This window comes from Marinoscillum sp. (assembly GCF_040222955.1).
Classification (GTDB): Bacteria; Bacteroidota; Bacteroidia; order Cytophagales; family Cyclobacteriaceae; genus Marinoscillum.
Genome location: NZ_JAVKCA010000009.1, coordinates 136624 through 148475 on the forward strand (window position 1 = coordinate 136624; position 11852 = coordinate 148475).

The 11852-nt window shown below is 44.5% G+C and carries 6 protein-coding genes; all 6 read right to left on the bottom strand.

The annotated features are described in order from the left end of the window. Positions 1–64 precede the first annotated feature (64 nt). The 6 genes from RIH33_RS08310 to RIH33_RS08335 all read right to left on the bottom strand — a co-directional run bounded on the left by RIH33_RS08310 (position 65) and on the right by RIH33_RS08335 (position 11845). Positions 65–1906, bottom strand: a complete 1842-nt coding sequence (locus RIH33_RS08310) for a RagB/SusD family nutrient uptake outer membrane protein (protein WP_406650398.1) — start codon at positions 1904–1906, stop codon at positions 65–67. 33 nt (positions 1907–1939) lie between these two features. Next, a complete protein-coding gene (locus tag RIH33_RS08315; protein ID WP_406650400.1) occupies positions 1940–4927 on the bottom strand; it encodes a SusC/RagA family TonB-linked outer membrane protein in 2988 nt (995 codons plus the stop codon). Positions 4928–5380: 453 nt separating this feature from the next. After that, complete coding sequence (locus tag RIH33_RS08320; RefSeq protein WP_406650402.1) at positions 5381–7597, bottom strand: alpha-L-rhamnosidase C-terminal domain-containing protein; 2217 nt, start codon at positions 7595–7597, stop codon at positions 5381–5383. 116 nt (positions 7598–7713) lie between these two features. Next, positions 7714–8913: a Gfo/Idh/MocA family protein gene (locus tag RIH33_RS08325; RefSeq protein ID WP_406650404.1), complete on the bottom strand. Its 1200-nt coding sequence runs from the start codon at positions 8911–8913 to the stop codon at positions 7714–7716. A gap of 188 nt (positions 8914–9101) precedes the next feature. Beyond that, a complete protein-coding gene (locus RIH33_RS08330) occupies positions 9102–10448 on the bottom strand; it encodes a Gfo/Idh/MocA family protein (RefSeq protein ID WP_406650405.1) in 1347 nt (448 codons plus the stop codon). 2 nt (positions 10449–10450) lie between these two features. Next, the gene (locus RIH33_RS08335; RefSeq protein ID WP_406650407.1) at positions 10451–11845 is read right to left on the bottom strand and encodes a DUF1080 domain-containing protein; all 1395 of its coding nucleotides are present in this window, start codon (positions 11843–11845) and stop codon (positions 10451–10453) included. Positions 11846–11852 lie beyond the last annotated feature (7 nt).

Sequence of the window (11852 nt, forward strand, 5' to 3'; positions counted from 1 at the left end):
GCAGACAAAAAGTTTCATCTGCCTTTTATACAACTGGAATTAGTTCACACCCAAAACCACGATCCTAGTATCCATCATTTTGAGCAATGGATGGAATGGTTCTATCAATCTCTTTCTGAGGAATCGGACGCAGGTAATGCGTACTCTTCAACTGACCCAATGCCCTGGTCCATGGGTTCATTGACGAGGTGCGCTCGATCAGTTTTTCAGTTCTTTTCAGGTCAAACCACCGACTATACTCACCCATCAGTTCCCTTGCACGCTCATCCAGGATCATATCGATATCCAGGTTTCCGTTGGCCCGATAGGACACAGTAGCCATAGAAGACAGATTGGCTGGTTCTTGGGCGCGCATTGGATCGCTTCCTGAATTGGCGCCAAGCGCTCTGTCAACAATCGTATTGTAATAAACCTCGGCACCCCCCAGATTTCCATTAGATGCACCTTTCAGGATTGCCTCAGCGGCAATCAAGTAAGCTTCAGCGGAACGGAATAGTGCCAGATCAAATGTACCCTGGGCTTCATCGTATGGGAGGCCTGGCTGCCAGAACTTCCACATAAGAGGTGTCATATCCTCCACATGGTAAGGCGTATTAGGATTAATTCCTATTTCATCCAGATTCAGAACTGCATAAGGTTTGCTACCGCCTACATCCATACCCTTATCCGCATTGCTGGCAGGGCTATTCCATGGAGGAAAATACACTACCGTATCTCCGGTGGCTATATTGATCTTCGTATCAGGATCATTAAGATCCGGAACAAAATCGTTGACATCCGTCAATGCATACATCGCCTCTACAAAATTGTGATGGTACCTGGTATCCAATTGCGGATCAAACAATCTGTAGGTCGCCGGAGTGGTGATATAAGTGTTTCGTCCACCATGGCGATTATAGTCGCCCGTTCTTCCCGGAGAACCAGGAATACTTTCTGCGTCTCCACCAAAAAGAGAATGATAATCATTGCCTATTTGATATTCACTAGGCTCATCATTGTCACTACCATTGGTTAGAATGTTGTCACTAAACTGTACAGCAAAAACTATTTCAGCATTTTGATCATTCTGAGCAGGGAAGGTTTCTTCAAGTGGATTCTCAGCGTGAAGGGGGAATAATTTACGATAATCTGACTCCAGTGGATAATCGGCAATGATCATATCTGCATATCCTACCGCCTTGTCAAAATCAGCTGCCGTTCCACCCAGGGAACTGTTGAAATTCCACCCTCTTGTCAGGTGAACCCTGGCCAATAGAAACTGTGCAGCACCCTTTGTGGCACGACCATACTGTGTATTGTCCTTCGTAGGCAGGGCTGCTTCTGCTTCTTCCAGGTCTTTAACAATTTGATCGTAAACCTGCGCTGCGGGCACTTTGATCACTTCCCTGCTGGCAGTAGTGGTTTCCTCCAATGGCATTGGAATATCACCCCATTGCTGCACCGCATAGAAATAAGCAAGAGCTCTAAGGAATTTTGCCTCTCCCACTCTGATCGCTATCAAATCAGCATCCATTCCCTGGACATCATTTTGTCTTGAGATGGTGGTATTGGTCCTGGAAATTTGACTGTACAGCAAATCCCATAGCTTGGTAGTGGAACCCACATTAGGGGTAAAGCGGGTATCGTATACATTTAAGACGTTACCCTGGTTTCCACTGCCCGCTTCGTCCCAGGACGTACTGGTAAACAGGTCGGTTCCCATCAATACTAAATCCCGCTCTTTATGTATTTCCCTAAGCTTGGTATAGTTTGATCTCACAAGATCCTCGAACCCTTGCTCAGTGACATAATAGTTATCTGTGGTCTGATAAGAAACCGAATTCTCATCCAAAAAATCATCGCAACCGGTAGTGAACAAAGTCACAAGGGCCAGTGCTATTATATATTGTTTATTAAATAGTTTCATTTTTTAAATGTTTTGATGCTGGAAATAAACCGACTAGAATGAGACATTTAAACCAAACAAATAGGTAGACGATGGAATACCGTCATTGTATGTACTGGAGTTAAATTCCGGATCCATCCCATCAAAATCATGGAAAACAAATGGATTGCTTATCTGGACGTACATCCTGAAGTTGCTAAAACCGTATTTGTCCAATGCTGTCCCTGGCAGGGTATAGCCAAGCGTAATGTCAGAGATTCTCACAAAACTTGCATCCTGATAGAATACAGCACCCCTGAAAGGATTATTGGCAATACCGGGCCCATAGTATTCATTGGAAGGGTTGTTAACAGTCCAGTAGTTAAGATTAAGTGCATTGTATCTTCCGGCACCTATCTCCCCCATGGTACCTGAGAGCATACTGTTTCTATAAGTAGCGCCCTGGCTGGTATAGATCAGAAATGAAAAGTCAAAGTTGCCATAGGTAAACTTGTTGGTCATTCCCATCGTCCAGTCAGGCTGTTCGGAGCCAATGATCGTTCTATCATCGATATCTTCATTTGAAGAAATCATACCGTCACCGTTTTGATCCACCACCTTTACCGAACCAGGAACCTGATCATACTCAGCAGCTTGATCAGCTTCATCCAATTGCCAGATTCCATCAAATTCATAATCGTAGTGAGCCTTCAATGGGTGGCCTACAAATAGACCTGTAGCGATATCAGCCTGTATGCCATCATTGCCAATAGAGAGTATCTCGTTTACATTCCTGGCAAAATTGATACTGGTGGTCCATTTGAATTTCGTACTGGCGATATTCACCGTATTCAACGACAACTCAATACCCCTGTTAGCTACTTCACCTACATTGGTGGTCACGCTACTAAAGCCTGAAGATGTCGGGATTTGCTCATTGTAAATCAAATCAACTGTTTTACGGCTATATACCTCCAAACTAGCGCCGATCCTGTTTTTAATGAATCCCATATCAAGACCGATGTTCAGTTCCTTACTTTTTTCCCATTTCAGATTTCTGTCCGCCAAATTGGCCGGAGCAAACCCGAATGCCTCGGAGCCCCCAAAATCATAGGCAGTATTGACCAATCTCGCCTGCGTGCTGTAAGGAGAAACAGAACTATTACCAACCAATCCATAGCTCACCCGTAATTTCATGTCGGAAATAGCCTCAATACTATTGATGAAATCCTCTTCACCAAGTCTCCATGCCACCGCTGCTGATGGGAAGAAGTCCCATTTATTCCCCTCACTCAATTGTGAAGCGCCATCCCATCTGCTGGTAAGTGTCAGTATATATTTGCTTTTATAACCATAAATGACCCTTCCCATGTAAGAGAGCAAAGATCTCTCGGTCAGTCTTGTATCTAATGAAGCAGGTCTTCCTGTGCCGTAAGCGTACCATAAGGAATTATATGGAATCTCATCAACATAACTATCCATTTCTTCATTGCGCTCGAAGAAGCTACTTTGCGCACCTGTAATCATGATATCGTGATCACCGAGCCCCTTCTTATAGGTAATTATGTTGTCCAGGGTATAATTGGAGATATCATCGGTTTGGCGAAATGATCTCGGAAGTAACGTAGTTTTTCTGTCCTTGGTCATAGTCCCCCGGAACTGGCCAAATCTGGAATTGTCAACGCTTGCGGAAATGGCTGATTTAATAGATAACCCTTCAATGGGGGTTAATTCCAGGTAAGCATTCCCAAAGAAAGTATTCGACCGGGTCTCATCCTGAAAATTATCAGGGTGTATTTCCATAAGCGGATTTAAAACCTGCTTATCATTGATGCCCATCCAGGCAGCATAGCCATTCCATTCAAAATCCTGGTTCTCATCCGGGTTCAGAATGTCATCGTAGTGGGCCACACCCGTAGGCCTGGCTCTGTAAGCACTTCTCAAGGCTTCATTAGAGCCCATTTGCTGCTTTGCAAAACTATAATTAGCTGTAAAACCTACTTTCAGGAAGTCGTTTACCTTACTGTCCATGCTACCTTTGATGTTATAGCGCTGGAATTCTGTATGCTTCAAATTTCCGCCTTCACCCAGGTATCCAGCTGAAAAATGATAGTTGGTAGTGCCACTTCCTCCGCCCACTGATATGGAATGATTGGTCTGCATAGCAGGTCCTGAAATTTCGTCTAACCAATTGGTACTCTTACCCGATTCAACCAGGTCAATTTCCGTAGAAGTAAACGGCCTTGAAGTACCACCATTTAGCTCATTATCAGTCACGCTGGCCTTGTAAAACTGCTGTGCATTCATCATGTCTGGTAGGTGATTTGGTGTTTTTACACCTACGTAGCCATTGTAACTAACCACTGGCTTACCTGTGGTTCCTCTTTTGGTCGTAATAATGATCACACCATTGGCTCCTCTGGAACCGTAAATGGCAGTTGATGAAGCATCTTTCAGGATATCCATCGACTGTATATCTGCGGGATTAAGTGCATTGATGTCTCCACCCATCACACCGTCAATGACCACCAGTGGCTCGTTGCTGTAATCTATCGAACTCAACCCCCGAATGTTAATGTTGTATCCTGCCCCCGGCCGGCTATTCTGTTTAGTGACAATCACACCGGCAGCCTGACCCTGAATGGCTTTTGCCGCCTGGACAGGGTTGGCTCGTACAATATCCTTAGACTCAACAGAGGCTATTGCTCCTGTCACATCTTTCTTTTCAACCTGACCATAACCAATAACCACAACCTCCTCCAGCGAGGTGACATCAGGCTCCATGGATATATTGATCGTTGACCTTGTGCCTACAGGTACATTTTGGGAATGAAATCCTATAGAACTAAATACTAAAACAGCATCTGAACCTTGTACCTCAAGTGCATAGTTTCCGTCAAAATCTGTCACTGTACCAGTGGAAGTACCCTGAACAAGTATACTCACTCCTGGTATTGCAGTATTTTGATCGTCTGTTACTACTCCTGAGACTCGCGTCTGTGACCAGGCAGTACTCGCATAACCTATTAATAAGGCTAACAATAAGAGTCTACGTTTTCTCATAAAAATCATTTTAGGTTAAAAAAAATTGAACTCCCTTATGGATTATCAAGCCTCAAGTAAGATTAACCGAATATTTTCCTAATGGATTTTTTATCCAAAAACATGGATGATTTATATACTTGGTAAAATACAGTCTATTTATTGCGTATTGCCACTTTTAAAAGCGATTTATCCTTACAAAATTGCCATTTTTTGAATGGTTAAACCATTATTCCCAGATACCATCCAGCCAGTCGGGCCATTCGGAAGCGTACATCCATGCGGTGAGTGATATGTCCATAGATATGATCCCGGGGTATGGGCAACTTCCTGCCCCAACTTCAAAATCATGTGGAAATTCTCCCCGGCGGAGCAGATCTTCTTAAATAATTCACCAAAAAACATGAGTTTTTACGCGAAGAAACAATCTGCACAACAGGATCAGGGTCAGGTTTTATAATTCCAGGTCAAAGTCTAAAATAATTCCAGGTCATTTACGCCCGGCTGCAGCAGAATAATATCCTGATCGATATCAAGTTCCACTCCATTCAGGACCACTCTGGCAACTGATTCTCGCTTGAAATAGAACTCACCGGACATGTTGGCAGGAATTTCGACGTGATAACTTTCAGTCTCATCAGGGTGCCGGACATAGTCAGCTTTGATGGAACCTCTTATGGTAGGCACTTTGATGGCACTTGAAGTTAAACCGCCCATCTGTGGTCTGATTGTGACTGTGGTACAGCCCGGAGTTTTGGGCTGGATGCCCCACAAATACCTGGGAATGATGTTGGCTGGAGTTGCTCCCCAGGCATGGTTCCAATCTGAATTAGGTTTGTATTTCATGTCCCATGCTTCCAGGGTCATGGTAGACCCGATTTCTATCATATTATACCAACTTCGATCATGTGTTGCGGTCATCAACTGCAGCGCATAGTCACCTTCATTGGCATTGTACATTGCCTCCAGTAGGTATTGGGACCCATAGACACTGCAAGCCATGCCCCTGGATTTGATGAAATCCGCTACTGATTTTACGTGTTCTTCAGGTACGATATTAAAAGCCAGGGCCAACATATTGGAGTGTAGGGAGGCATGGTCCGTACCTACACCATCTACATAGACGCCCGCCCTTTCATCAAACAACTGGTCGTTGATCGCTTGTCTCACTTTGAGGGTCAGTTGTTGAAGCTCTTTTGCTTCTTCATGCTTATTCAGAAGCCTGGCAAATTCGGTGATGATCTCCAGGTTTCGGTAATAGAAGCAATTAACCACCGTATTAATCGGCTTGAAAACAAAGCCGTCCCGCTCACCTTCCTCTGTAGCCAGCTTCCAGCCGGTATCCTTTTGAGCTGGTGGCCAGTCTACGATATCTTTCAACCGGTCTTTGGGGTCGGTAAAACCTAACTTCTCCATGAATGCAGGTGTCGCGTTTTCCGAGCTTATCAGGCCATCTTCACCACGCAGCTCCATTAAGGTTTTATGTTTGAGCTCCTCATAATATTTGGTCACCAGCTCTGTGTTACCGGTATACAGGTAGTCTGCATGAAACATAAGCGCTACGTGCAGCTGCCACTCTGTGGGCCATGTCGGGTGTTTCATGAAATATTCCACAGTTCGCCGCGCCATGGCGTACTCCCTATCGGTAGTGTAATGGCTTAGCTGATTCAGATAGGCATCTGCCTCGTAGGGAATGCGTTCCCGGTCACCATCCACATACAAACCAGCAAAGGTTGTTGCCTTAATGGAGTATTTACACAAATCCCAGATTCTATTTAAGGTACTATCTGAACAGGTAAAATAGCTGGCATCATCCTCCCAATAGCCATGGTAAAATAGCTGAGTGAAATCTTCGGCTTTCATCTGGCCTTGTGCTCCTTCCAATTCGGCATATCGGAATGGCATCAACACCGGAAATGAATCCGGCAATTGTATGGCCACAGATTTCGTATTCCTTTTGTCAGGTTTGATTTGCAGCGCATATTCTGACACCTCAGGACTTACCGGCACCTTTATTTTTTGGTACCGAATGGTTCCCTGCGGATCTCTGTTGATGTGATTGTCAACCAGCTGCTCTCCAATATGGACAATGAGGGTATCCCTGGTTTCTGATTGATACTGAAATGCCAGGGTGGCAAATGCATCTTTCCCAAAGTCTATGAAATAAGAATCCTGACCGATTTTCCGAAATACAACAGGCTTGATGCTCTCCACCTGAAAATGGTTGGCACTGGTAATCACTCCTTCTTTTATACCCATTTTGAAGCGCTGAATTTTGGAGAATGGACGCTCCTGGCCTTTGATATCCCAAATTTTCACCTTCCAAAAATAACTGTTCCCCTCCTCCAGGGGTTTCCCCCGAAACTCCACATCGATTGATTGTCCTTCCGGGACTTTCCCGGTATCCCAAACATCACCCTTATTTTCGTTCAGCAAACTTTGAGAAGATGCTACCAGGATTTGATAAGCCGTCTGCCTAACCGCCGATATGGGTACTTCCCAGGCAAACTCCGGATTGAAATCTACTATTGATGTTCCCTCAGGTTGTCGCAGGTATTCGACACTTAAGCCCAAAGGACCATCGCTGGCCTTTGAAGCTTCCTGGCATCCGATCATCGAAACAGCAAGTATGAAGCAGATCAGTTTCAGAAGGGCTTTAAAACGAAGTTGACTGTACTTATTCCTAAACATGATTTGAGAGAATGATGGGTTGGATTCCAGATATGCACATATGATCTTTAACAGAATAAGTCTCTCTATTCCTCTTATCAAATGAACAAACTACCCCGGCTTGGTTTACTTAGCTATCAGCCCAGGTTATCAAACTCAGGATTCCAATGGACGATTTTTTGATTATACATGGCATCCAGCCCCATCTGCACACAAATGGCTGCTTTTGCTCCGGAAACAATATTGGACGCTGGTGTGGTGTTGTTTGTGATGCTATCCCGAAAATCCATCAAGGCCTGTTTACTTGGCTCGATATGATCAACGTGAATAGGAATGCCCTTGCCTTCGTCCCACGAGACTGTTGCCCCGGACACACCATCTACATCGCCCACTTCCTTGTTCAGTTTTCCTTCAGGGTAAAACCATGCCTTGGCATAGCTTAAGATCAGGGTGCCTTTGTCGCCAAATACTTTGATTTGATAGTCGTCTTTAGAATTGGCGGTTAAGCAAGTGAATTTGGCTTTCACACCCCCTGGATAATCATAGATCAGGTGAATGTTATCATAGGTTTCCCTTCCATCTTTCCAATAATCTACTCCACCAAAACCAGTGACTTTGTTGGGAGTAGCTCCCAGTACCCAGTTAGTAAAATCCAATTGGTGTGAACACAACTCGGCCAATAAACCGCCGGAATATTCCCTGTACATCCTCCAGTTAATGATTCTCTCCAATTCCGGAGAAGGTACATACCTCCTCCAATCCCCGTTTCTATTCCACTGGCATTCAAAGGCCTGAACCTGACCCAGCTCACCTTTTTTTATCAGATCAACCACGTGGCTGTACAATCTGGAACTATGGTATTGATGGCCCGTTTGGAAGATCTTTTTGGATTTACCAGTCACCTCCACAAGGTCTTTTATCCCATCATAGCCTTTCGCCATGGTTTTCTCACAGTACACATGTTTCCCCGCGTCAATGGCATCTTTTGCAATCCCGGCGTGCGTACTAAATGGGGTTGCAATCAGTACAGCATCTATGTTTTTGTCATCCAGTAACTTTCTGTAATCTTCGTACCCTTTCACCTGCTTACTCTCCACTTTACTCAGGCCTTCTTCCAGGCGAAAAGGAAGAATATCCGCACAGGCAACGACATCAAAATGATCAATACCATTGATATTGGGGATCAAGCCCTGCCCTCTGGATCCTGTACCTATCACCCCTATTTTTATTGAATTATTCGCTTTGTTAACACCCATTATGTTGGCTGTTGCGAATGTTGAAGTCACTATTCCTGCTGTAGCTAAACCACTATTAATTACAAATTGCCTTCTCTTCATGCGTTTCTATTTATTTCTAATCTCTGATGGTATTTACGATAAACCCTGTCGCTCTCCATCACGGTATAATTTAACACGACCGGGTTTTATTTCGCTTCATCAATAGCCTTTTCTTAACATAAAATCACCTTTGACACTTATGGTCAAAGGTGATCGATTCTACTATTTACCTCAACACCTGAAAAATATCAGACCGGTTTAATCTCCCAGCCCGGCTCATAGGTTCTGGACCATAATTTCATCGCCTCTCTGTTATAGATGCGACCAGTGGTTTCATCCACTTCATAGGCATCGTCTATTCTGTAAGCAATGTTGGCATAATGGGTCAACATCTGACTGATTGCTCCCTGGTCTATTGGTGAAGTCAATTCTGCCTTACCACGAATGGCATCAAAGAAATTCATAGTATGCATGGTTGACATATCTCCACCACCACCAAGGGCTGTTCCGGCTTCAGTTCCAGAAGAAAGACTTTCTTTGATCAGCTCCCCCTTCAGACTATAGAGTTTATAACCCTCTCTGTCAATGAAAACAGAACCTTCAGATCCGTAGATGATGGTACCTCTACCAGCCCCAAATTTATAATACCCATTCCTGCTTTGGCCGTCCCACTTGATCACCTTGTTTCCTGAAAACTTAAAGGTAGCTTCCATGGTATCGTACATTTCCCATCCATCGTCCTTGTATTGGTATTTGCCTGCATTGACTTCTACGCGCTCCGGGTATTTGACCTGTAGCGCCCATCGGGCAATATCCAGTTCGTGCGTGGCATTGTTTCCTGTCTCTGCCGTTCCGTATGCCCACCCGTACCAGTGCCAATTGTAATTCCAGGTGTCATCAGTATATGCCCTTCGGGGGGCTGGCCCCTGAAACAACTCCCAATCCAATCCCTCCGGAGGGTTGGCCGGTGTCTGGTGAGGTACAGATCCTCTTCTACTGGTATAAAAAGCGATGGCCTGGTAGACATCACCAATTATCCCTTCATGGATTTCCTTGATAATCTCCTGCGATTGCGGAGAAGAGCGTTGTTGGTTACCCATTTGAACAATCTTATCGTATTTCTTCTGATAAGCTACCAGCAACTCACCTTCTCTTGGATTATGACTACAGGGTTTTTCCAAATACACGTGCTTGCCGGCCTGCATAGCCATACATGCTCCGGGTGCATGCCAGTGATCTGGTGTTGCCATGAATATGGCATCTACTTTTTTGTCACTGATTACCTTTCTGATGTCATTTTCCAACTTGGGCTTATCGTTTGTCACTTCCGCAAACATGGCAGCGGCTCTTTCCCGCTGACTTTGCATCACATCACAGAGATAAACCAGCTCTATATTATTAGCAGGATCTGCGATCGCATCTTTGTAGGCTGGAAACCTTCGTCCCAAGCCCTGCAGGGCAACGCGTATCCGATCATTCGCTCCTATTATTTTAGAATAGCTTTTTGCACTCATTGCATTCAGCTGGCTGGTCAGACCGATACCGGCAGCACCTGCAGTCGCTTTTAGAATAAAATTTCTTCTGTCTTTTCTCATAATTACTCCGCTGTGTTTTTATCCATTGGACGAATCTTTACATTTCTAAAGGACACAAAATCACCATGGTCCTGTAGGAGAATCTGGCCTTTGTCCAACTCACCAAAATCCTTCCATTTGACATATTTACTTTCCGAAACCAGCTTTCTGTATTCCGGGCTTTTGCGCTCATATTCCAACACTTTCACGCCGTTTAGCCAATGCTCTACATGGTTGTCGATTGATTTGATATGAGCGGTATTCCACTCTCCAACAGGATTTATCGGCTTATTGGTATCTGCCTGAATCAGATCGTACAGAGAAGACACGGTCCTACTGCCTTCATGATTTCCTAACTTGGCATCCGGATGCAGGTCATCGTCCAATATTTGATATTCCAAACCAATAGAAGATCCTGATCCTTTGTTGATCTCCGTATCTACATAGTATTTAATTCCACTGTTAGCTCCTGGTGTAAGTTTAAAATCCACCTTCAACTCAAAATCACCAAAAAGCTCCTCGGTCACAATATCGCCTCCGGCTCTGGACTCTGCTCCGCCTGAGGATAATACCGATAAAACTCCGTCTTCTATTACCCAACCTTCTTCCGGGAATTTATCCAGTTTAGCGCCTTTCCAGCCAGTAGTAGTTTCACCATCCCAAAGTAACTTCCATCCTTTTTTAGCTTCGTCGATGGTTAAATTATTCTTTGTTACGACTGGTTGTAATGGCGATTTGGTCGTGTACTTGTCAAGGTCCTGAGTAAGGATTTTCACTTCCCGCCACATAATACTCTTACCTTCCTGATCATCTTCCTTGATACTATGCACCTGCAATCCTATAAACCCGGTGGCCGTTTGATCATCAATCAGGTACGCCGCAGGCACACCATTTATCCATGTTTTAATGGTATCGGCTATGGCTTCAATCCGATAGTGGTTCCAGTCGTTTTGTTTAAAAGCCTTTTGTGCTTCAGTATTAGCCTCCATGGTATTTAGCCACCCACGTCTGGCTTCATCATAAATGCCCGCACTCCAGGCCCTTTCAGATGGATCAATTTCGATCTGGTAACCGTGTACCCTGCCCTTCAGGTAATAGTCAAAACTGTTACTCCGGATTTGAATGCCAGAGTTCATAGATGGGTCCACCTTGTACTCCAGCTCCAGAATAAAATCCCCATAGCGTTCATCTGATCTTAAGAACGTATTCGGTGTGTTTTTAACGGTGGTCCCTACAATGGCTCCATTCTCCACCTTGTATGTGGCATCGCCACCAATTTTGGACCACCCGTTCAGGGTTTCTCCATCAAACAAATTAACCCAGGGGGTTGAATCCTTTGCCTCGGTCTGGCATCCAAAAAGACTCGCCGAAACTAAAAATGAGAGTATGACTTTTAGTGTGTTGGTTTTTGTGATCATATAAAAT

Coding starts and splice junctions, on each gene's coding strand:
- RIH33_RS08310 (WP_406650398.1), bottom strand. CDS start 1,906: ATGAAACTATTTAATAAACAATATATAATAGCACTGGCCCTTGTGACT.
- RIH33_RS08315 (WP_406650400.1), bottom strand. CDS start 4,927: ATGAGAAAACGTAGACTCTTATTGTTAGCCTTATTAATAGGTTATGCG.
- RIH33_RS08320 (WP_406650402.1), bottom strand. CDS start 7,597: ATGTTTAGGAATAAGTACAGTCAACTTCGTTTTAAAGCCCTTCTGAAA.
- RIH33_RS08325 (WP_406650404.1), bottom strand. CDS start 8,913: ATGAAGAGAAGGCAATTTGTAATTAATAGTGGTTTAGCTACAGCAGGA.
- RIH33_RS08330 (WP_406650405.1), bottom strand. CDS start 10,448: ATGAGAAAAGACAGAAGAAATTTTATTCTAAAAGCGACTGCAGGTGCT.
- RIH33_RS08335 (WP_406650407.1), bottom strand. CDS start 11,845: ATGATCACAAAAACCAACACACTAAAAGTCATACTCTCATTTTTAGTT.